The sequence below is a fragment of the Bacillus sp. UNC438CL73TsuS30 genome (genome assembly GCF_000482325.1).
Taxonomy (GTDB): Bacteria; Bacillota; Bacilli; order Bacillales; family Cytobacillaceae; genus Neobacillus.
Map to the genome: position 1 here is coordinate 1 of NZ_KI535296.1, position 20800 is coordinate 20800.

At 40.5% G+C, this 20800-nt stretch carries 20 protein-coding genes and 1 pseudogene; 11 read left to right on the forward strand and 10 right to left on the reverse strand.

What is annotated here, in order from left to right:
• Positions 1-1169 (forward strand): annotated as a pseudogene (locus M028_RS32330) (IS3 family transposase); the annotation flags it as partial.
• Positions 1170-1221: 52 nt separating this feature from the next.
• Here M028_RS32330 and M028_RS0121795 read toward each other — a convergent pair.
• From M028_RS0121795 to M028_RS0121815, 5 genes are all read right to left on the reverse strand, one after another.
• A complete protein-coding gene (locus M028_RS0121795) occupies positions 1222-1404 on the reverse strand; it encodes a hypothetical protein (protein ID WP_026575729.1) in 183 nt (60 codons plus the stop codon).
• 95 nt (positions 1405-1499) lie between these two features.
• On the reverse strand, positions 1500-1937 hold the full coding sequence (locus M028_RS0121800) for a universal stress protein (RefSeq protein ID WP_026575730.1): 438 nt from the start codon (positions 1935-1937) through the stop codon (positions 1500-1502).
• A 357-nt stretch (positions 1938-2294) separates the two neighbouring features.
• A complete protein-coding gene (locus M028_RS0121805) occupies positions 2295-2618 on the reverse strand; it encodes a BC1872 family protein (RefSeq protein WP_026575731.1) in 324 nt (107 codons plus the stop codon).
• A gap of 207 nt (positions 2619-2825) precedes the next feature.
• Positions 2826-3023 (reverse strand): YwbE family protein, encoded by a 198-nt coding sequence (locus M028_RS0121810; protein ID WP_026575732.1) that lies wholly within the window; start codon positions 3021-3023, stop codon positions 2826-2828.
• A 6-nt stretch (positions 3024-3029) separates the two neighbouring features.
• The gene (locus tag M028_RS0121815; protein ID WP_026575733.1) at positions 3030-3224 is read right to left on the reverse strand and encodes a hypothetical protein; all 195 of its coding nucleotides are present in this window, start codon (positions 3222-3224) and stop codon (positions 3030-3032) included.
• A 187-nt stretch (positions 3225-3411) separates the two neighbouring features.
• On the opposite strand from M028_RS0121815, the gene M028_RS0121820 reads away from it, so the two are divergent.
• On the forward strand, positions 3412-4215 hold the full coding sequence (locus tag M028_RS0121820; protein ID WP_051591190.1) for a prohibitin family protein: 804 nt from the start codon (positions 3412-3414) through the stop codon (positions 4213-4215).
• A gap of 141 nt (positions 4216-4356) precedes the next feature.
• Here the strand turns inward: M028_RS0121820 and M028_RS0121825 are convergent, their stop codons facing one another.
• Together M028_RS0121825 and M028_RS0121835 are read right to left on the reverse strand one after the other, a co-directional pair.
• Positions 4357-4635 carry a hypothetical protein gene (locus M028_RS0121825; RefSeq protein WP_026575735.1) on the reverse strand — a complete coding sequence of 93 codons (279 nt, stop codon included), beginning with the start codon at positions 4633-4635 and terminating at the stop codon, positions 4357-4359.
• A gap of 434 nt (positions 4636-5069) precedes the next feature.
• Complete coding sequence (locus tag M028_RS0121835) at positions 5070-5894, reverse strand: aldo/keto reductase (RefSeq protein ID WP_026575736.1); 825 nt, start codon at positions 5892-5894, stop codon at positions 5070-5072.
• A 287-nt stretch (positions 5895-6181) separates the two neighbouring features.
• Here M028_RS0121835 and M028_RS0121840 point away from each other — a divergent pair, with 287 nt between their 5' ends.
• Entirely contained in the window at positions 6182-6646 is a 465-nt protein-coding gene (locus M028_RS0121840; protein WP_026575737.1) for a CBO0543 family protein, read from the forward strand.
• A 128-nt stretch (positions 6647-6774) separates the two neighbouring features.
• Here M028_RS0121840 and M028_RS0121845 read toward each other — a convergent pair whose 3' ends face one another.
• Positions 6775-7413 carry a hypothetical protein gene (locus M028_RS0121845; RefSeq protein ID WP_026575738.1) on the reverse strand — a complete coding sequence of 213 codons (639 nt, stop codon included), beginning with the start codon at positions 7411-7413 and terminating at the stop codon, positions 6775-6777.
• A 448-nt stretch (positions 7414-7861) separates the two neighbouring features.
• Between M028_RS0121845 and M028_RS0121855 the strand changes: the two genes are divergently transcribed.
• Positions 7862-9100 carry a helix-turn-helix transcriptional regulator gene (locus tag M028_RS0121855; protein ID WP_026575739.1) on the forward strand — a complete coding sequence of 413 codons (1239 nt, stop codon included), beginning with the start codon at positions 7862-7864 and terminating at the stop codon, positions 9098-9100.
• Positions 9101-9135: 35 nt separating this feature from the next.
• Here M028_RS0121855 and M028_RS0121860 read toward each other — a convergent pair whose 3' ends face one another.
• Entirely contained in the window at positions 9136-9342 is a 207-nt protein-coding gene (locus M028_RS0121860; RefSeq protein WP_026575740.1) for a hypothetical protein, read from the reverse strand.
• A 157-nt stretch (positions 9343-9499) separates the two neighbouring features.
• Here M028_RS0121860 and M028_RS0121865 point away from each other — a divergent pair, with 157 nt between their 5' ends.
• The gene (locus tag M028_RS0121865; RefSeq protein ID WP_026575741.1) at positions 9500-10441 is read left to right on the forward strand and encodes a hypothetical protein; all 942 of its coding nucleotides are present in this window, start codon (positions 9500-9502) and stop codon (positions 10439-10441) included.
• 90 nt (positions 10442-10531) lie between these two features.
• Entirely contained in the window at positions 10532-11827 is a 1296-nt protein-coding gene (locus M028_RS30755; protein WP_081810847.1) for an ADP-ribosylglycohydrolase family protein, read from the forward strand.
• Between the two features lie 288 nt (positions 11828-12115).
• Here the strand turns inward: M028_RS30755 and M028_RS0121875 are convergent, their stop codons facing one another.
• Positions 12116-12625, reverse strand: a complete 510-nt coding sequence (locus M028_RS0121875; protein ID WP_026575742.1) for a DoxX family protein — start codon at positions 12623-12625, stop codon at positions 12116-12118.
• A gap of 340 nt (positions 12626-12965) precedes the next feature.
• Between M028_RS0121875 and M028_RS0121880 the strand changes: the two genes are divergently transcribed.
• The 5 genes from M028_RS0121880 to M028_RS0121900 all read left to right on the forward strand — a co-directional run bounded on the left by M028_RS0121880 (position 12966) and on the right by M028_RS0121900 (position 20591).
• Complete coding sequence (locus tag M028_RS0121880) at positions 12966-14837, forward strand: sigma-54-dependent Fis family transcriptional regulator (RefSeq protein WP_035424525.1); 1872 nt, start codon at positions 12966-12968, stop codon at positions 14835-14837.
• A 157-nt stretch (positions 14838-14994) separates the two neighbouring features.
• A complete protein-coding gene (locus M028_RS0121885) occupies positions 14995-16173 on the forward strand; it encodes an iron-containing alcohol dehydrogenase (RefSeq protein ID WP_442852803.1) in 1179 nt (392 codons plus the stop codon).
• 18 nt (positions 16174-16191) lie between these two features.
• Positions 16192-17649 (forward strand): CoA-acylating methylmalonate-semialdehyde dehydrogenase, encoded by a 1458-nt coding sequence (locus tag M028_RS0121890; RefSeq protein WP_442852798.1) that lies wholly within the window; start codon positions 16192-16194, stop codon positions 17647-17649.
• A 132-nt stretch (positions 17650-17781) separates the two neighbouring features.
• Positions 17782-19074, forward strand: a complete 1293-nt coding sequence (hisD, locus tag M028_RS0121895; protein ID WP_026575746.1) for a histidinol dehydrogenase — start codon at positions 17782-17784, stop codon at positions 19072-19074.
• Positions 19075-19148: 74 nt separating this feature from the next.
• Positions 19149-20591, forward strand: coding sequence for a GntP family permease (locus M028_RS0121900; protein WP_026575747.1), 1443 nt, complete (start codon positions 19149-19151; stop codon positions 20589-20591).
• The last annotated feature ends 209 nt before the right edge of the window (positions 20592-20800 follow it).

Here is a 20800-nt window from a genome sequence, read left to right on the forward strand (position 1 = left end):
GTAGAGTTTAAAATGGACGTAATTAATTATATAAATGAAATGGGAGCGTCCATTGAGGAAGCTACAACAGTATTTAATATTCCTGCCTCTGGCACTGTGTGGAATTGGGTACATTTATTTGAAACACAAGGGATTGACGCTCTCCAACGGAAAATGAAAGGGCGTCCATCCATGAAAAAAGAAATCAAGAAAACTCAACCAGTTGAAGGATCACAAGAAGCATTACTCGCTGAAATTGAACGTTCACGCATGGAAAATGCCTATTTAAAAAAGTTGAATGCCTTAGTTCAGGAAAAGGAAAGATTACAGAACAAGACAAAGCGAAGGTAATCTATGAGCTAAGGCATGAATTTAAAATAATTAACTTAGTAAAAGTGGCTGATATCCCGCGAAGCACATATTATTACTGGGTAAAACAAATGAATCGACCGGATAAATATAGCGAAGTAAAGAGAGTTATCCAACAGATTTTTGACGAAAACCAAGGTCGTTATGGCTATCGTCGTATTACATTGGAACTGCGTAATCAAGGCTATTTGTTCAATCACAAAACAGTTCGTCGGTTAATGAAGGAACTAGGGTTAAAATGTCTTGTCCGTATGAAAAAGTATCGTTCATACCGAGGACAAGTAGGCAAAATTGCTCCTAATATTTTAGAACGTGATTTTCAAGCAACTAATCCTAATGAAAAATGGGTAACAGATGTAACGGAATTTCACTTATTTGGGGAGAAACTATATTTTTCGCCTGTCCTCGACCTTTATAACGGCGAAATCATTGCGTATAATTATGAAAACCGTCCAGTTTACCCACTTGTTTCTAAGATGTTGGATAAGGCATTTAATAGATTAAAAGATGGGGATATCCCTATTCTTCACTCTGATCAGGGCTGGCATTATCAGATGAAACAGTATCAACATGCATTAAAAGGACATGGAATTACACAAAGCATGTCTCGTAGAGGTAACTGTCTAGATAACGCAGTAATGGAGAATTTCTTTGGCTTATTAAAGAGTGAATTACTTTACCTCAGAGAATTTGAGAGTATGGAGCATTTTAAACTAGAATTAGATAATTACATTCATTATTACAATCACAAACGAATTAAGGCAAAATTAAAGGGCATGAGTCCGGTTGAATACCGAATTCATGCCCAGGAAGCTGCCTAATATTTGTGTCTAACTTTTTGGGTTCAGATCACACAAGGTCCTCTTTCTTAACTTATCTACTATTCAAATAATGGTCATACATTTCCAGACATTCCAGTAGCTCTGTTTTATAGACCATTAATGCCTTTTTTACGGTTTCGGTATGGCTTTTCTGAAGCTCTCGGTTACATTCCTCTAAATCTATTGTTTTCATAACCGTAAGTTCATGATAAATACTGGTCAAATCTCTACTCATTTCTCCGTTCCCCACTTCTATTTTTGTATTCTGCTCTCTGCTATCAGCATCGCCAAAATACTCACTTTTTAAACAGAAGCAGACGACCTATCCACTTATTTAATGATAAATACCGGGCACGGAGATTTTTGGACGACGTAATGGCTGACGCTTCCGAGGAATAGCTCTTTTAATCCACTCAATCCACGGCTTCCCATTACAACAAGATCGGCGTTTTCTTCTACGATGAAATTGACAATCGACATGGCCGGGCTTCCTTCGATGATGAAGGTTCTTACCTTGTTAGGCAGTTCTGAAAGCTTTTCTTTTACCTCATTGAGCATTTCTTTGGCTTCAGCCAGTTGCGCCTGCCGTACTGGATCACTGTCAAAATTAACATAGTTATAAATAGTTGTTTGTGTATTAATAACGGTAACCACATTCACTTCAATTTTTTCATCCTGTTTGGCCATCGTAACCGCTGTTTCCAACGCCCTTTTACTTAATTCAGATTGATCATACGGAACCACAATTCTTGAGCAAATCGTTAACATTACCATCATCCTCCTAGAAAAATCAATTTCCTCTTCCTTGCCTTCATTGTATCAGCATCTATCAATCTATAACCCACTAAGATTTGACAATATTAAGGCAATGTAAAAGTGGTTTTGGTGCCTGTCATCACCCGAAATTTGTCGAAAACAGATTGGATATTCATGGTTAAAAGAAGTGGTGGAAAATAATAGGTTTTGGGGTTTTTAGCGCCCGAAAAAGCAAGGTCGTATAGAATTCGGTAGGCAATAAAGGGGAGGGGAAAAAAGCTGGCAAGAAAGAAAAAGTGTCCTTCGATGCTCAATGAAGGACACAATTACTTAGGGGAATCCGATAAATTTCCTTCCAAAAACCAAGACTTAGCATAATTTCTGCCATACTCTTGAGCTGCTAACCACTGAGTTATTTTCAATAATGGCATAGGCTGCATTCGTAATCGCCTGTGCCAAGGTTACCCCAGTCCCGCGCACTTCATTGAAGCAAGCCTCGGAATTGTCTTTTGTCGTAAATTTATACCCAAACTGCTCTAGTCTTTCCACAATACGCATCGCATGATCAAGGTTATGCTCCGGCTGAAAATCGGAATCATGAATAAAAGTACGGTTCTCATAATCATACCAACGATCCCAGCGATTTAACTTCCATCCCAAAATTCTCCGTGCAATTGAATCCGTTTTGTTCATACCCATTACCCTCTTTTCATTTTTTTGTTCAGTCTATTATATAACAGTTTTACTTTATCGATAATATTATATAACACAATTACGAAAAACGGCCACCATTTTTGGGGATATTATCAATATTTCATTCGACAAAATTCGGGTGGTGCCTGTCACCACCCGAATTTTGTCGAAAATAAAAAGCATTCAAGGTGTTGGCCCTGAATGCTTTTATGTGTTGTGAATAACTTGGACTCGTCCAATTTTTCCGTCTGTCAGCCTTACTTTGATTCCGTGGGGATGGGTGGCTGATTTGGTGAGGATGTCTTTTACAATGCCTCTGGTTAGTTTTCCTGTTCTTTGGTCTGCTTTTAAAACGATATCAACCGTCAATCCTGGCAATATGTCTTTTCGGTTTTGTCCGTTCATTCCACACTAAACGCCCATTTTTCTGCGGGTATTGCTAGGTTTCTTTGTTTGCTGGCTTTTCATTTTTTTCGTGGAAAGATCGCCAGTGGACTTACCATTCCCAGCAGAGTTCTGGTTCTTTTTGTTTTCAAGCTGCTGCCTCATTGCCTCCTGCAGGCTGATCTTCTTTTTTGGTGCTTCGGGTTGTTGGTTTTCTGTCATTGTTAAATTCTCCTTTTTCACATAGGGTAGTTAGTCCAGTATAATCTATTTTCGGCCGTTTTGGAAATTGATAGTGGGATGAGGTTTGAAATTATTGGGACAATCCCGAAAAAATTAAAAACCTTCATAAACAGGGATCGACACTCATAGATTATTTTAATGACCAATAAAAGAGGGGGCCGAAGGAATGAAATACAGAAAGTCGATAGTAGGCGGTCTTGTGGCGATTGTGGTCTTGATTCTAGTGTTTTCTTCCCTCACGACAGTGTCATCAGGTAATCGAGGAGTTCTTTTGCAATTCGGTGCGGTTAAGCCGACGATTTTATCAGAAGGGCTACATTTTAGGATTCCGTTTATGCAAACCGTTCAACAGATTGAAGTTCGCGTGCAAAAAGAAGAAAGCTCGCAATCTGCTGCTTCAAAGGATCTTCAGATTGTCACGACCAAGGTGGCGGTCAATTATTCAGTCGATCCCGAAGCAGTCAATAAACTTTACCAAGAAATCGGCTTGGATTATCGTTCCCGGATTGTAGATCCTGCCATAGCGGAGTCGCTCAAAGCAATTACGGCACAGTACACGGCAGAAGAGCTTATTTCCAAACGGCCCGAGGTTTCAGCCGAAGTGAAAGATATGCTTGGCAAAAAATTAACGAAGTATTATATGAAACTAGAGGATATTAATATTAAGGAATTCGCTTTTAGCGAGGAATTCAATAAAGCCATTGAAGCCAAACAAACGGCGGAACAAAACGCCCTTAAGGCCAAACGAGATTTAGAGCGAGTCAAAATCGAAGCCCAGCAGCAAGTCACCCAAGCTCAAGCAGAAGCACAAGCCTTAAAACTCAAAAAACTCGAAGTAACCCCAGAACTCATCCAACTCAAACAAATCGAAGTCCAAGAAAAAGCCCTCGAAAAATGGGACGGCAAACTGCCAAACGTCACCGGCGGCGCCACCCCTTTCATCGATGTGAGTGGGATTACGAAGAAATAATGATTCGACAAAATTCGGGTGGTGCCTGTCACCACCCGAATTTTGTCGAAAAGAGCAATCTTAGCTAAAGCGGGTTAAGCGTCTATTCCTCCCTCTTATTGGACACATACACTATGTTGAAATTGATCTAAAGAGGAGAGATTATTTTGGAAAATAAGCCCTATCAAGGTTCGAATGTGATGCCGAATTTACCGATGGCGCCGGCGAATGTGATGCCTTCAAATATTGCGCCAAATGTAGTGCCAAATATGGTGCCTTCAAATATTCCGCCCAATATACCTTATATAGCTCCACAAGTACAACAGCAGCCATGTATGGTGCCGTATTATCAAAATTGCTGTTATCCAATGCAAAATCCGTGTTGTTATCCGATGTATAACCCTTGCTGCTATCCTGCTTACAATCCTTGTTGTTACCCAAGTCACTATCCTTGTTGTTAAAAGGTCTTTATTGCAAATAATTATAAAACCCCATTTCCGTGGATCACCGGGAACGGGGCTTTTCTATGTTTGCCTCAGTAATTTTTCGGCTATTTCTTTTATCAGTGGTTAATTATCAATTTTGGGAAAATTCATTAAGTAACTGAATAGAAAGTGCCATTCTTGTTGATATTGAGAGTAGAGATGCAAATTAAAAAAGGGAGAGTTGTCTTATGCAAAAATTTGATCAAGAATTTTGGGAAGAAAAATATGCTCATTTAGGTGCGGTTGCAGCTATTACGGAAATTCTTTATTTTGCGTTACATGAGGAATAGGGGAATCCCAAATTCGACAGGTGCCTGTCACCACCCGAATTTTGTCGAAAAAAAGCCCGTTTCAGTAATTAAGCTGGAACGGGCTTTTTGTGTGGAAATCTTATCGCACATGCATATCGTTAGGATGTGAACCTCTGCGGCGATCGCGATTAAGTTGATGAATTTGCTGCATTTCATCGTCGGCTAGTTCGAAATCAAATACATTAAAGTTCTCTTCGATTCTTGATGGAGTAACAGATTTTGGAATGACAATCGTGTTGTTTTGTAAATGCCAGCGCAGCACGACTTGTGCAGGTGATTTGCTATGCGCTTCGGCAATTTTTAGAATTACTTCATCCTTCAGCACTTCCCCACCCTGTTCAAGCGGGCTCCACGCTTCCACAAAAATATCATGTTTTGCACAGAAATCTTTTAATTCTTTTTGAGAAAGGTATGGATGGCACTCTACTTGGTTTAATACCGGTTTTACTTCACATTCGTTTAAGAGGCGCTCGAGGTGTTCAATTTCAAAATTACAAACACCGATCGCTTTCACACGACCATCATGATAGAGCTTTTCTAAAGCTTTGTATGTATCAACGTATTGATCGAATTTAGGGGTAGGCCAGTGAATCAAGTATAAATCTACATACTCAAGGCCTAATCTTGCCAGGCTTTCGTCAAAGGCTTTTAGTGCATTATCATAGCCTTGGTCGCTATTCCACACTTTTGTTGTAATAAAGAGGTTTTCGCGGGGAACAGAGGATTCCTTAATTGCTTTACCCACACCTTCCTCATTTTTGTAGATCATCGCTGTATCAATAGATGTATATCCGACTTCAAGTGCTTTCGCTACGGCAGTGGTAGCTTGGTTATTTTCAACCTGCCAAACACCAAATCCAAGCTGCGGCATTTTAACACCATTATTTAAAGTAACAAAATTCATATGAACTTTCTCCTTTACCATTTATTTGTTTCTCAACAACAAAAGTAGTCTTCCCACTACTATTGGAAAAACACCCCAAATCACATGTTTATTATACTGCAGCGGGAGTGGGAAAGTATAGAATTTAGGATTGCGAAATATATTCAGGTTCGACAAAATTCGGGTGGTGCCTGTCACCGCCCGGATTTTGTCGAAAATTATTGATAGTTTGAACCCTTAGTCTCGGTGGAATCTCTAGGATAATATTCTTCCTTTTGGATATACTTCTGCGAGAGGGAGGTCGAATTATGTCGAAGGAAAAGAAAATAGTTATTTCCTCTTTGATCGTATCTTTTTTGTTGCTTTTGTTTTTAACGCCTAAAAGAAAGATCCGTCAGGCTGCCCTCATCCTATTATTTCAGCAATCTTATGCCTGGATTACTGGTTTATTTGTGGTTGAAAAGGGATGGATTGCTTATCCGAAGCGGATGTTTTTTAAGAAATCCTATAAAGGCAGCTTTACTTTTGAACATTTTGTCTTTCCAATCGTTTCTGTCCTTTTTAATCTATATTATCCTGCTCAAAAGAAATCAGGCTTTAAAGTACTTTATTATCTATTTTACTGTTCCGTTCTTTGTACGTTAGAGGTGATCGGCGTCAAATATACTCGTGTTATTACGTATAAAAAATGGCACTGGTACTGGAGCTTTATTGCCATGGGTTTTTCGTTTTTTGTATCCAGAGCCTTTTATAAGTGGTTTTTTAAACCCTGAACTATAAAAAAATAAGATTTTCAATAAAAGGGAGGACAGTACCTTAAAAAAGACCTAGGAGAATGATTCTCTAGGCCTTTTAAGGATATTAGGTTTTAAAGGTGTAATGTAACTATAATTATACAAACCTATCTTATATGGAAAGCGATTGCTGCCCGGGTAAATTTCGTTAAATCATTCCCTAAATCTTGTCGGATTAAAGAGTCTTCCACTATTTGTCTTACTTGAACCTGTAATTTTTCAAAAGGAACTCCTCTTGGAGCTATTCCTAACAGTTTAGCGGTTTCTTTTAAATGCTCTTGATTGGCGATCGAAGTCATCATCTCAATGAAGATAGATAGAAGAAATCTATTGGTATAGAGAATCGGCCTTGAACCTTCACGATCCGGGTGATTCACAACATACTCAATAAATTTCACATTAGAAATTTTATTGACAATGTTCTTATCGTTTAAGTGGTCTCTTCTTAAACTAAATAATTCTGCGATCTTCTCTTTTGCTTCTTTTCTGGTCATAAGGTCGTTAAAAACTTCTATTCTAGCTGGAGCTGCGCCCTTTGCAGCAATTGCGTCCATATGACGACCAGTAAGAAAATCTTTACTAAACTCCAAACCCGTAACGTCCTCCGGATTTCCATACCATTTTTCAATAAAGCTATGAAAATCGTTCAAGGTGTTTAAAGCTTTAATATCAATCCCCGGGTCGCTTTCTCTATTATATTTTTCAAACGCTTTTTTTACTAATTCATCAATGATCTTCTTATCCATTGCTTTAACTCCTCCTTACAGGTATCCCCCATCAATCAGTTGCCAATGCTTGCGAATTCTTATCATATTCCAATTATCTATATTAATGAAGATTCACCGGAACAGCATGAGATTTATGCGCATATTCTCCAGGGGAATATTTCAGGAATTTGTAGTTTATTGGAAAAAGAGTTATAGTTTTGAAGGGAAAAAGTCCTATTTGTAGAAATTTTATATAAGACAAAAGTAGGGGAACATTAAAATGCTTCCCTTACTTAAGGACTTTGTACGTTTGTTTAACGGTTTTACCGCCAAGTTTCTTCCACAGGTTTGCTATGTAATGCTGGCCGGAGGAAATGGCAAATTGGCAGGCTACAAATAGAGTGGTTGTTAAAGTTTAATAGATTTTTATAAAAATAAAGAAGTTTTCCATTCTTTATGGATCATTTTTAGAAAGGGAGGGCTGCCCATGTTGGAGCCCACAAGAGTTTATAGCTTTAAAAAAGAAGGTTGGATTTATTCTCTTCAAGTTAACTCGGTCAAAAGTAAAAGTGAATATTGGCTTGAAATTGAGGGAAGCGATGGACAGATAGAGATTTCAGAGAAGGTTTATTCTTGGGATGCGGCGGTCCATTTACTGGAATCCCATAATTGGACAAAGTACGAAATGGAGAGCTTCCATCGGTCCTTCTTTGATATGATCTCCGTAGCAAAGGGCAGGAAACAGAACAAGTTGAAACCCAAAAAATATAATGCGCAACAGCGAGTATTAGAAATCCTTAAAATGTTGGAAAGAAATGAAATCATCCATATGGAAAATGCAACAAAGGAATTTAACGTAAAAAATCCACAAATTCAAAGAGACATTAGTGCACTTCGAGAGTTTTATCAATATAGCAATAAAGAAATAAACTATGTACGTGCTAAAAAAGGTTATGAATTAAACGTGAAGGGTGATTATTTTACCATTGATGATGCCCTTATTGTTCTATTATTTCTTTACGGTTCCCGTGCTTTAAATAAAGAAGAGTTGAAGATCTTTTCAGACAAAATGATTGGTCTTTTTTCCAATGTGGAACAGATTAAATTAAGGGAATTTTTCCAAAGCTATCTTTATCATTATAAGCCGGTTCAGGAGCAAAATTTATTTGAGCTATTTTATTTATGTTTTCAGGCGATTTCCGAAAGGAAGATTATAAAATTCACGTATACCAATAATGCGGGAATTACAAATGAACGGGAAGTCATTCCGTATACGATTAGTTATCATGATGGAAAGTTTTATTTGCTCGCATCCATGAAGGGGCATGAAGATAAGGATCCTAGAACGTGGCAGTTGGATCGGATGGAAGGTTGCTCCATTACCAATCAAAGGTTTTCCTCGCTGACTTCTGACTTAAAGGTGGGTGAATATATTCTAAAAGCAGTAAATATGTATGGCGGGGATCCTCAAACAGTGAGGTTAAAAGTTGCCCGATCTAATCTTTCATTTTTGAAAAGGAAATTTCCGGATGTTTCAATAAGCCCAACTAACGATTCGGAATGGTACGAGGCACGCCTTGAAGTGCTTGGAATAATGGGAATTGAATTATGGATCTTACAGCAAGGCCCATATGTCGAAGTACTAGAGCCCCTCGAGCTTCGTGAAAATGTGAAAAAGCTTATTGGTGAAATGTATCATATGTACTATGAAGCTAGTAAAGTTTAAGATTGAACGGCCGGAATGACGGCCGTTCTTGAGGCTTAGTTATTGCGGTTATCAAACGCATCCCATTTCGGACAATAGGAGCCCTCACCCATGATCACACCGTGAAATGGGCCAGAAGGTTTTTGACATGTTGCCTCTTGTTCCAATACATAGAAATGAGAGGCCGTAAAGTCAATTTCTCTCTTTCCTGACCAATATCGGCAGGACGCGCATACTTCTTGGTCTTTGTTCCATCCACTCATGAAGATCCACTCCTTTAAGATTAATAAATTCATTGTATTACGCTTGAGCTACTTATTTTGTTGCTTAGGGATTGTATAAAGGAGATGAGGTGAATTTTTTATCTTAGTTTATAAATTGCTTTTGAGTCATTTAACCATTTTAATAGGGGGTATAAAAATGAAACAAGATTTTTTGAAATTAATTAGTATTTTGATAGATCAGCAACCGGGTGGGTTAGTGGGAGATTACCAGGTGCCATTTCATTCACTTTGCCAGCGCTTTAATGATGTTTTAAAGGTAACCAAGGAAGAAGAAATGTTTCATACTGAAATGACCTATGAAGAAAAAAGTTATTTAATTCCTCCAGTTCCGTTTGCTAGTACGAACGAGAAAAGTCAGCCTCTAGCTTTTGCGATTTTAGGGCTTAATCCCAAGTTGTTTTTAAAGAACGATATAACAATCCAAGAAAAGAAATACGCGGGTGGGACATGGAATCAATATGCCACATTTTACACAACGATTAACAGAAACGAACATGATATTGGTAACTTTTATAGAAACCTAACTGTATTAATGCAATCATTGAAAAACGGTAGACTGGTAACATGGCCTGAGTTCGTAAAAGGCTGCAGGAATAAACAGGAACGATTAGAAAGGTTCAATATAAATGTAGAAAAGGACCCATTATTAGTTGGGGAATTAATCCCATTTCATTCATCTAAAATTGGAACATTGAATGAAAAGAATCTACAAAAACTATTCCAAGAGGTAAATGAATATAAACAATATTTAAACGCGTTGCTTACCATCATCTTTAATAAACTGGATTCAAATGGCTGGTTGATTGCTAATGGAAAAGGTGCAAGTGCAGCCTTAGAGATATTTATTGAGAACAAACTGCTTAAAGGAGAATTTCACAAAGTGCTTGATAAAAGGACTGAAAAATATACATGCTATATATGGGAACATGAGGGTGCCTACCGAAAAGTCCTTTTGTTGCATAATTTTTTGCGCACTCCAAGAGGAGCGTTTAACAGTAATGAACAAATAAAGGAATTGATATTAACCGTAATAGATTCTTTTAATAATTGGAAGCAAAGGTTGGAGCCAAGTATTTAACATTTTAGCCTTTTTCTTAAGAATAATAATAAAGTATTAGGTGATTTTTTATAAAAGATTACTTTTTGGAAAATTAAGGGGGTGTTGTCCATGCTAGACAAAATAAAGGGCGGTTTGATTGGTTTTGCCATTGGCGATGCCATGGGTGTCGCAACCGAATTTATGACTTCAGAAGAAATTAAAGAGAAATATGGGGTCGTAACGGAAATCCTAGGTGGTGGAGTGTTTGGCTTTGAATGCGGTGAAACATCTGATGATACGGACATGACAGTTGCCGTTGCCAAAGGAATTATCGCCAATTCTAACAATCCAATCGAGGAAATCGGCAAGCAATTTTTAAAATGGAAAGCTTCTAATCCCAAAGATATCGGGATTACGATTTCTACCACTTTCATGAACTATCAGGGCGATTGGTTCAAAGCGGCCGAAGCTACACATCATCAACTTGGTCAAAGTGGTGGAAACGGCACCCTCATGAGATGCATACCGATTGCATTCGCTTATTCAAATCCAGAAAAAATGGATGAGGTGTCGGTGGCACAATCAAAAATGACCCACTATGAGGATTCAGCCTCAGAGGCATGCATAATTTATAATCATATTGCGAGACGACTTCTACAAGGTGAAGACTTGAAAGCTTCCATACTAGCGGAAATTAATGACACCAGGTATGACATAGATTATCGTCATGAACCGGAATGCCATCCGAATGGTTATGTGGTGAACACACTAAAATGGGTATTCTACTGGCTGCTTATTAAGGAAACTTTTATTGACGTCATTACTGGTGCTGTCAATATGGGAGATGATAGCGATACGATTGCAGCCATTGCCGGAGGGCTCAAGGGAATTGAGGTAGGCTACCGCAATATACCGTATAAACATGTGGATAGACTTAAAGGAAAATATGACTTAGAGGAACTGGCGGAGGTACTCTACAGAATTAGAGATATGGACACGTTAAAAATACAGGAAAATCATGTTCATTTTCTTCAGGAAATTGTTCGTTTAGCTAATCATTGTTACGAAATAGTGGAACAGAACATGCACCTTGATGAAGCGGTAGAGTTAATGAAGCACTTGGAAGAAAATCTGTTTTTATACAGAGCCTCCTTGAAGGAAGATGAAGCAGACTTTGAAAAAAAATATCCTAAATGGTGGACGGTTTGTGCTCGATTTAGACGTTCAAAACGGTTATTAGATCTTGGTGCACCGAAAATTATTATCCAACATGGGTTTTCTTGGTTAAAACTAGAGGCCAATCATTTAGATCAAATCCACCAAGGAATCGAGCCCCAGTATACTAGTGATGAATTGGAAGAATTAGAGTCTTTGGCACAACTTGAGAGAGAGATGGAAGAGGAGCAAAAACGATATCTTGAATAGAAAAGGGCTGGTTTCAGCCCTTTTCATAAGGGAGGAATTGTTGAACAAGCGAATTTTAACTGTCTGGAGGGACTCATCTCATTCAGGCGACTTTGGAGATTGTGGGGAAAAGTAAAGAACAATTTGATGAGGATGTAAACAAACGGCTAGAAAAGCTTCAATAACGTTTTAGATAGACCAATAGGGCTTTGAATTTAAAGAAACCTATGGAGCAGAAGCAAACTGTAAAATTAAATATTTCAGTGAAAAAAGCACATCATTCCAAGTCAGGAATGATGTGCTTTTTCGTTATACGGCGTGGTTTGCCGCTTTATGTCCTTTCACAGTTGTTCTACGAATAAACGGTACCACCCAGCGGTCAAGTCCGAAGCGGCCTGCGTTGTAACCTGCTGCAATGATCATGACACCAAGTAAAATATCTAATGGGTTGCTAGAAACAGTTCCGGCCATAACATAAGCGAAGTTCATAACTAAAGCAAAGAATACAGCGGCAGTTGTTAAGCAACCTAGAATCAATCCTAAACCAACAAGGAACTCACCTAATGGAATCATGGTATTGAAAAGGTCCGCGTTTGGAAGTGCAAAATGTTTTAAGAATCCAACATATGTGGCATAGACGATACTTCCATCTGGACCTTTGACAGGGTTAGCAATTGCACCTTTCAGAAAGCCAGAAGCATCAAATCCACCTGTAAGTTTGTGAAGACCAGCCATCATCCATTCATATCCAAGATATAAGCGAATGACTGTAAGAAAGGCAGCAGCGACTTTGTTCTCTCTTAAAAATTTGTTAAACATATAAAAGACCCCTTTTAGAAAAAGTATTATTAATATCTTGATTACACTGTTATTATAATCCGTTTATCTTGAAATGGGAGTTCTTTGTTCACTGTTTCACAAATCTGTAATAAAGGTTTGAACAAATTATTAACGAGGTTTGGGAGTCTACAAAATCTGGTTGATGTCAACACTCGGATACATGAACAATTTGATTATTTTGATCACGGTTGGTGCCTGTCACCGTATAATGTGGGGATGTGTTCGGAAAGTGTTTGGAAAATGTTTAAAAATATTCAAACTTGTAAAAAAATAGTGTACAATTTTTGTATTATTTAATTTTTATAGGTGGGGAGCAAATATGTTAATCGATTATGAGATGAAGCGTAAGCGCTTAAAAGAAATTAAAACAAATCAGCTAGTATGGGAATGGATGACACCTAACCCTGTTACGGTATTTCCGCGCCAAACCATTAAAGAAGCCGTGTTAATACTTGAATCAAAGGGAATTGACGGGCTGCCGGTCGTGGATGAAGAGTCTCGGGTGATTGGATCCATTACCAAATCAAGGATTCTGAGTTGTCTTATGGAAGGGCTTACACCAGATTGTACTATTTCACATGTGATGACCCGGGCGGTTGTCACGATCCATATAGATGATTCAATCAAAAAGGCGTATGAGCTTCCAGTCGGGCGTCTGCCTGTTGTCGATCATGATGGGAGGATTGTTGGAATTCTCACCCGAACCGATATCCTTCATTCATATGCCGCGCACCTGGACAAGCTTCAGGAGACCCTCCACATTACCGAAACCCTAAGGACCATTTTAGAGAGTGCCTATGAAGGAATCGTCGTAGTGGATCAACATGGAATCATTCGCGAATTTAATGAGGCATATAGCCGCTTTCTTGGCAAGAAACGCGAAGATGTGATTGGCAAACCTGTCACCGGGATCATCGAGAATACCCGTTTGCAGGTAGTTTTGCAAACAGGAATCGAAGAAAGGGGATATATTCAACGGATCCAAGGCCAGGATATGGTTGTCCATCGGATCCCCATCTGGAAGGATGAAAAAGTGGTCGGGGCAATTGGCCTTCTGATTTTTCAAGGGGTTACCGAGCTTTACAATATTCTTGGACGTATGCAAGAGTTGTCAAGGCAAATTACGGATCCCCCTTTCATCGATCATTCTCAAGGAAAAATACATTGTGCGTTTGACCAAATTATTGGACAGAGCCCCAAAATTCAAGCCGTTAAAAAAGTTGCCCGCAAAGCGGCGAATACACCGTCAACAGTACTAATTACTGGAGAAAGCGGTACAGGAAAGGAACTGTTTGCAAACGCCATCCATCGGTCCAGCCCATATGCAGAAGGCCCTTTTATTAGTGTCAATTGTGCGGCTATCCCAGAACACCTTTTGGAAGCGGAACTGTTCGGGTATGAGGACGGTGCTTTTACAGGTGCAAAAAAGGGCGGAAAGCCCGGCAAGTTTGAACTTGCACATAAAGGGACTTTATTTCTTGATGAAATCGGTGACATGCCAGCACTGATGCAGTCCAAAATCCTGCGGGTTCTCCAGGACCGGGAAGTCGAACGGGTCGGTGGAATTGTCAAGCATCCTGTAGATGTCAGAATCGTAGCAGCAACTAATCGTTATCTAGAACAAATGATTCAGGATGGCAGTTTCCGAGAAGACCTTTATTATCGTTTGAACATCATCCGTCTCGAGATTCCTCCGCTAAGGGAACGGCGTGAAGATATACCGGAGCTGCTAATGCATCATCTGCATCACTTTAGTGAGCGTTTTGGCCTTGGGCAAAAGCTGTTTTCTAAGGAAGTTATCGAAGCTTTAGTGAAATATTCCTGGCCGGGAAACATTCGCGAGCTGGTCAACACAGTGGAAATGCTCGTCAGTTTGTCCGACTCTCATTATATTGATGTGCATGAGCTGGCACCTAAATTTTTTGAAAAAAAAGAAAGCCCTCCAACTGTCCCAAACCTGCCAAAATCAGCGGAGCAAGATGTTGTCCCAAATATACCAACATCAACGGGTCAAAATCTATTAACCAATGTAAAAGAAAAAGCACAAGAGCGTGAAAAAGAACTCCTCATTCAAACACTGATTGAAACCAACGGAAATAAAGCGAAGGCAGCCAGAATCTTAGGAATCCAACGTTCTACATTGTACGAAAAGTTAAAAAAACACGAATTGTTTGATAAATCGTACAATTGATCGTACACAAAACGCACACATATGTATGGTTATCCGGACACCACAAAAAGCAAAGTGTTGTTATTTCCGCCTTTTTTTAGTTGGCACGCTAATTGCATATATAAGAGTGTGTAGCAAAAAGGAGGGAAAAGTTTTGAAAGGGTTTGCAGAATTTCGGATGCCTAAAACCGTTTTTTATGGAGAAGATTCGTTGACAAAGCTTGGAGAGCAGGCAGCCTTATTAGGAAAAAAAGCCTTGATTGTCAGCGATAACATTATGAATCAAATCGGCGTGGTCGAGAGTTGCCGGCAATTACTCGAAGAAGCAGGAATGGCTTATGAATGTTATTTGGAAGTGAACTCCGAACCAACAGACACATATGTAGCAGAAGCGTTAACACTTTGTCAGGAACAGCAATGCGATGTGGTAGTGGCAGTCGGCGGTGGCAGCTGTATTGATGCAGCTAAGGCAGTGGTGGTCGTTGCTACAAATGGAGGATACATTGGTGACTATATGGGTGGGAAAAAGAAAGTTGAAAATGCACCACTTCCTTTGATTGCCATCCCAACTACATCAGGTACAGGTTCTGAAGTTACTTCTGTAACCGTTATCAACAATACAAAAGACGATGTGAAAATGATGATTAAACACCCGGCATTCATCCCAGAGGTTGCGATTGTGGATCCAATTTTGACCTATTCGGCACCGTCAAAGGTTACAGCTGCAACCGGCGTTGATGCATTATGCCATGCAATCGAAGCCTATATCTCACGTCTATCCCAACCAATGACAGATAATTTTGCTCTTTCTGCCATTGAATTAATTGTGAAAAATTTACGTTCAGCATACATAAACGGAAAAGACCGTGAGGCGAGGGAAGCGATGTCATTAGCTTCCATGCAGGCAGGCCTGGCCTTTACCAATGCCTCCGTCACGCTTGTCCATGGAATGTCGCGTCCAATCGGGGCTTTGTTCCATGTTCCGCATGGAGTATCCAATGCGATGTTGCTCCCGGCCGTCCTTGAATTTACGAAGGAGAGTGCAGTAGAACGTCTTGCTGTCATTGGGCGGATTCTTCGGCCAGATTTGGCAGTGCTGTCAGAGGAAGAACTTGCTGATGTAACTGTCCACGAGATTAAGAATCTGTGCCGTGATTTAGACATCCCGAACATGGAGACCTATGGTTTGGACAAAGGAAAATTTGATCAGGTTATTTCAAAAATGGCTAACGATGCCATTGCAAGCGGAAGCCCTGGAAACAATCCTCGCGTTCCAAGCCATGAAGAGATTGTGGAGCTTTATCAGAAATGCTTTAACTATGACTTTAGTGTAAATAAAACAACAGTTCATTCATAAGAAAAGGAGTAGATGATCATGATTACAACAGAGGTAAAAACATTAAAAAACTTTATTGGCGGCCAGTGGGTAGACTCTTTATCCTCCAAAACAGAAGCGGTACCAAATCCCGCAACAGGTGAAATCTTAGCTAATGTTCCTCTTTCCAATCGTGAGGATCTGGACAGAGCAGTAGAAGTTGCGAATCAAGCATTTGAAACATGGAAGGATGTTGCTGTTCCAAAACGGGCCCGCATCCTATTCCGTTATCAACAGCTTCTTGTCGAGCATTGGGACGAACTTGCCCGCCTGGTGGTTTTGGAGAATGGAAAAAACTATGATGAGGCATACGGAGAGGTTTTGCGCGGAATTGAATGTGTGGAATTTGCTGCCGGCGTTCCAACTTTAATGATGGGCAGCCAGCTTCCTGATATTGCAACAGGAATTGAATCCGGTATGTATCGTTATCCTATTGGTGTAATCGGAGGTATTACTCCTTTTAACTTCCCAATGATGGTGCCATGCTGGATGTTCCCGCTTGCGATTGCATGCGGAAATACATTTATTTTAAAACCATCTGAACGCACTCCATTGCTAGCAAACCGCTTAGTTGAATTATTTAAAGAAGCAGGTCTTCCTGATGGTGTTCTTAATATTGTCCATGGTGCCCATGACGTCGTAAACGGCATCCTTGAGAACCCAGATGTTAAGGCTGTTTCCTTTGTTGGTTCCCAGCCGGTTGCAGAATATATTTACAAAACAGCTGCCGCTAATGGCAAACGCGTTCAAGCATTAGCAGGTGCTAAAAATCATACAATTGTTCTTCCAGATGCCAATCTTGATCTTGCGGTTACAAATATTATTGGGGCTGCATTCGGTTCAGCCGGCGAGCGCTGCATGGCTTGTTCAGTTGTTGTAGCAGTTGGTGATGTTGCGGATGAACTTGTTTCCCGTCTTGTTAAAGCGGCAGAGGAATTACAAATTGGTAACGGATTAGACAAAGGCGTGTTCCTTGGTCCGGTTATCCGTGATGCCCATAAAGACCGTACATTAAATTACATTGAAATCGGAGAAAAAGAGGGTGCTCAATTGATTCGCGACGGACGCACTGATGCAGCTGTTTCCGGCGAGGGTTATTTTGTTGGGCCAACCATTTTTGATGGAGTAACAACAGAGATGAAAATCTGGAAGGATGAAATTTTTGCACCGGTTCTTTCCATTGTTCGCGCCAATGATTTAACAGAAGCGATTCAAATTACTAACCAGTCCGATTTTGCCAATGGCGCTTGCTTGTTTACTGATAGTGCAAAAGCAGTTCGACAATTCCGTGATACGATTGATGCTGGCATGCTTGGGGTAAACATGGGGGTTCCAGCTCCAATGGCCTTCTTCCCATTCTCAGGGTATAAGAAGTCATTCTATGGTGATTTACATGCAAACGGTAAAGATGGCGTTGAATTTTACACGCGCAAGAAAATGCTTACTGCACGTTACTAGGTTACTTTTTTCATAGAGTCTTTAAATGCAGCAGAACGGGGTGATTCTTTTGGCATCATGTCTTATTAGAACTTTTAAAACTTGTCAAAGGAACCACTCAGTTCGGTATTCAACCTATAGGAGGAGAACAACATGGCAAAAGTATTGAAAGCTGGAAAAACAAAAGAAGAACTAGCGATTCAAGCTGCACAGGTTTCGGAAACCGTTAAAAGCATTTTGGATGATGTGGAAGCAAATGGAGATGCTGCCGTTCGCTCTTACTCGGAAAAATTTGATAAGTGGTCTCCTGAGAGTTTTAAACTGTCAAAGGAACAGATTGATGAAATTATGAATAGTGTTCCGGAACAAACCATTGAAGATATCAAATTTGCTCAAGCACAAATTCGCCGCTTCGCTGAAGCACAAAAGGCAGCCTTGCTTGATATCGAAGTGGAAACTATACCGGGCGTCTTTTTGGGACACAAAAATATTCCGGTTAACAGTGTAGGCTGCTATATTCCTGGTGGCAGATATCCAATGGTTGCATCCGCCCATATGAGTGTATTAACGGCCAAAGTAGCAGGGGTTAAACGGGTAATTGCCTGCACGCCTCCAATTAATGGAGAAGTTCCTGCTGCAACGATTGCAGCAATGGCACTTGCAGGAGCCGATGATATTTATTTGCTTGGCGGGGTGCAGGCAATGGCTGGGATGGCGGTCGGAACAGAAACGATTGCACCGGTCGATATGCTTGTGGGTCCTGGTAACGCATTTGTGGCCGAAGCAAAGCGCCAGTTATTTGGACGTGTTGGAATCGATCTTCTTGCAGGCCCAACAGAAGTATTAGTCATCGCCGATGAAACATCGGATGCAGAAATTGTGGCGACCGACCTTCTTGGTCAGGCAGAACATGGACCAACTTCTCCGGCTGCCTTAATCACAACATCAGAAGAGCTTGCGCTTGCAACGGTTAAAGAAATCGAACGTCAGCTTGAGACATTGAAAACAGCCGATGTGGCGCGTGCTGCCTGGGAGGAGTATGGAAAAATTATCGTGGTCGACAGCCTTGAGGAAGCAGTTGTAGAAGCAGATAGACTTGCTTATGAACATGTGGAAATATTGACAGAAGATCCGCGCTACTTCCTTGAAAACATGACCAATTATGGTGCGCTGTTCTTGGGGCCGATGACAAATGTGGCCTATGGGGATAAGGTGATTGGAACCAACCATACGCTTCCTACAAAGGGTGCAGGCCGTTATACAGGCGGACTTTGGGTTGGGAAATTCCTAAAGACCTGTACATATCAAGAAGTAAAAACAGCAGATGCAAGTGCCTTGATTGGGGAATACGCAGAGCGCCTTTGCGATTTGGAGAACTTTGCCGGACACCGTGAACAAGCGCTGTTACGTGTTCGCCGTTATGGAAAACAACTAGTAAAAAATTAAGCACTTATCATTTAACGAAAATCCGGGTGGAGCATTTCCCCACCCGGTAAAACCACATCACAAGGAGGCTTTTTATGGAACTAATTGTTATTTTACTAGCATTAGGTTTCCTTATGTTTATTGCTTACCGCGGATTTTCCGTCATCTTATTTGCTCCAATCTGTGCCCTGTTTGCCGTCCTCTTGACAGATCCGGGCCATGTGTTGCCGTTTTTCTCCAATATCTTTATGGTAAAAATGGTAGATTTCATTAAGAACTATTTTCCAGTCTTTTTATTAGGGGCAATATTTGGTAAGGTAGTAGAAATGTCCGGACTTGCTGAATCAATTGCCAAAACGATTGTCAGATTAGTCGGTCCAAAACGTTCGATGCTTGCAATTGTCCTTTTATGTTCGATTTTAACGTATAGTGGTGTCAGCTTATTCGTAGTTGCTTTTGCTGCTTATCCATTTGCGGCCAAGCTGTTCCAGGAGTCCAATATTCCGAAAAGGTTAATTCCGGGAACGATAGCATTGGGGTCACTTTCATTCACGATGGATGCCCTTCCGGGAACACCACAAATTCAAAACGTTATTCCAACGTCTTTCTTTAAAACCGATATTTATGCTGCTCCAGTACTGGGGATTATTGGTGCCATTTTTGTTTTTACTCTTGGCATGCTTTATTTGGAGTCACGTCGGAGAAAAGCGGCAAAATCCGGGGAAGGCTATTTTGGGTTTGGAAGTGCGCAGGAAGAAATGGCAGCAGCTGCCGAAGCACTTCAACCTGCGTCAATGCCGTCCATTAGCACTGGAAAAATAAGCACTCTTCGTCAGATTCTTGCGTTTGTTCCGCTGATCTTGGTGGGTGTTATGAATAAATTCTTTACCGTCATGATTCCAAAATGGTATCCAAATGGTTTTGATTTTTCAAAAATTGGTCTTGAACAGTTCGGAAAGGTTGAGACCAGTGCAGTTCTTGGAATTTGGTCTGTAGAACTTGCCCTTGTCATGGGTATTGCCGCCACGCTTCTATTTAACTTCAAAGCTGTAAAGGTTGATTTCAAAACCGGTCTTAATGCTAGTATTGGCGGTGCGTTGCTTGCAGCGATGAACACTGGTTCCGAATATGGTTTCGGGGGCATCATTTCCTCCCTTCCTGGCTTCGGCGTCGTTCGTGACGGTATTTCCCACACCTTTACAAACCCGCTAGTTAACAGTGCTGTAACCACAAACGTTTTGGCGGGGGTTACGGGTTCTGCATCCGGCGGTATGGGGATTGCGCTGAGTGCGATGGGTGAAAAGTATGTACAAGCGGCACAAGCACACGGGATTCCGATGGAGGTTATGCACCGGATTACCGCGATGGCTTCCGGAGGTATGGATTCCCTGCCGCATAACGGTGCGGTTATCACCTTGCTTGCTATTTGTGGTTTGACCCATAAGCAATCCTACCGTGATATTTTTGCCGTTACGGTTATTAAGACTATTGCTACTTTCTTTATCATTGGATTGTATTCGCTTACAGGACTTATTTAACGAACAAGAAATTAGGCAAAAAACTTTAACAGTTAAAATTAGCTGAAACCTTAAAAAAGCCCTTCAATCCGGATAGAAATCTGGAGTGAAGGGCTTTTCCGTTACACGGTTTGGTTCGCTGTATTGTTACCTTTCACAGTTGTTCTACGAATAAACGGTACTACCCAGCGGTCAAGCCCGAAGCGACCAGCGTTGTAACCTGCTGCAAT

Excerpts from the sequence above, each read along its gene's own strand:
- hisD (WP_026575746.1), top strand. The coding sequence starts at position 17,782 with ATGGCAAAAGTATTGAAAGCTGGAAAAACAAAAGAAGAACTAGCGATT.
- M028_RS0121855 (WP_026575739.1), top strand. The coding sequence starts at position 7,862 with ATGTTGGAGCCCACAAGAGTTTATAGCTTTAAAAAAGAAGGTTGGATT.
- M028_RS0121805 (WP_026575731.1), bottom strand. The coding sequence starts at position 2,618 with ATGAACAAAACGGATTCAATTGCACGGAGAATTTTGGGATGGAAGTTA.
- M028_RS0121885 (WP_442852803.1), top strand. The coding sequence starts at position 14,995 with ATGCCTAAAACCGTTTTTTATGGAGAAGATTCGTTGACAAAGCTTGGA.
- M028_RS0121890 (WP_442852798.1), top strand. The coding sequence starts at position 16,192 with ATGATTACAACAGAGGTAAAAACATTAAAAAACTTTATTGGCGGCCAG.
- M028_RS0121795 (WP_026575729.1), bottom strand. The coding sequence starts at position 1,404 with ATGAGTAGAGATTTGACCAGTATTTATCATGAACTTACGGTTATGAAA.
- M028_RS0121810 (WP_026575732.1), bottom strand. The coding sequence starts at position 3,023 with ATGAACGGACAAAACCGAAAAGACATATTGCCAGGATTGACGGTTGAT.
- M028_RS0121860 (WP_026575740.1), bottom strand. The coding sequence starts at position 9,342 with ATGAGTGGATGGAACAAAGACCAAGAAGTATGCGCGTCCTGCCGATAT.
- M028_RS0121880 (WP_035424525.1), top strand. The coding sequence starts at position 12,966 with ATGTTAATCGATTATGAGATGAAGCGTAAGCGCTTAAAAGAAATTAAA.
- M028_RS0121835 (WP_026575736.1), bottom strand. The coding sequence starts at position 5,894 with ATGAATTTTGTTACTTTAAATAATGGTGTTAAAATGCCGCAGCTTGGA.
- M028_RS0121845 (WP_026575738.1), bottom strand. The coding sequence starts at position 7,413 with ATGGATAAGAAGATCATTGATGAATTAGTAAAAAAAGCGTTTGAAAAA.
- M028_RS0121840 (WP_026575737.1), top strand. The coding sequence starts at position 6,182 with ATGTCGAAGGAAAAGAAAATAGTTATTTCCTCTTTGATCGTATCTTTT.
- M028_RS0121820 (WP_051591190.1), top strand. The coding sequence starts at position 3,412 with ATGAAATACAGAAAGTCGATAGTAGGCGGTCTTGTGGCGATTGTGGTC.
- M028_RS0121900 (WP_026575747.1), top strand. The coding sequence starts at position 19,149 with ATGGAACTAATTGTTATTTTACTAGCATTAGGTTTCCTTATGTTTATT.
- M028_RS0121865 (WP_026575741.1), top strand. The coding sequence starts at position 9,500 with ATGAAACAAGATTTTTTGAAATTAATTAGTATTTTGATAGATCAGCAA.
- M028_RS30755 (WP_081810847.1), top strand. The coding sequence starts at position 10,532 with ATGCTAGACAAAATAAAGGGCGGTTTGATTGGTTTTGCCATTGGCGAT.
- M028_RS0121815 (WP_026575733.1), bottom strand. The coding sequence starts at position 3,224 with ATGACAGAAAACCAACAACCCGAAGCACCAAAAAAGAAGATCAGCCTG.
- M028_RS0121800 (WP_026575730.1), bottom strand. The coding sequence starts at position 1,937 with ATGTTAACGATTTGCTCAAGAATTGTGGTTCCGTATGATCAATCTGAA.
- M028_RS0121875 (WP_026575742.1), bottom strand. The coding sequence starts at position 12,625 with ATGTTTAACAAATTTTTAAGAGAGAACAAAGTCGCTGCTGCCTTTCTT.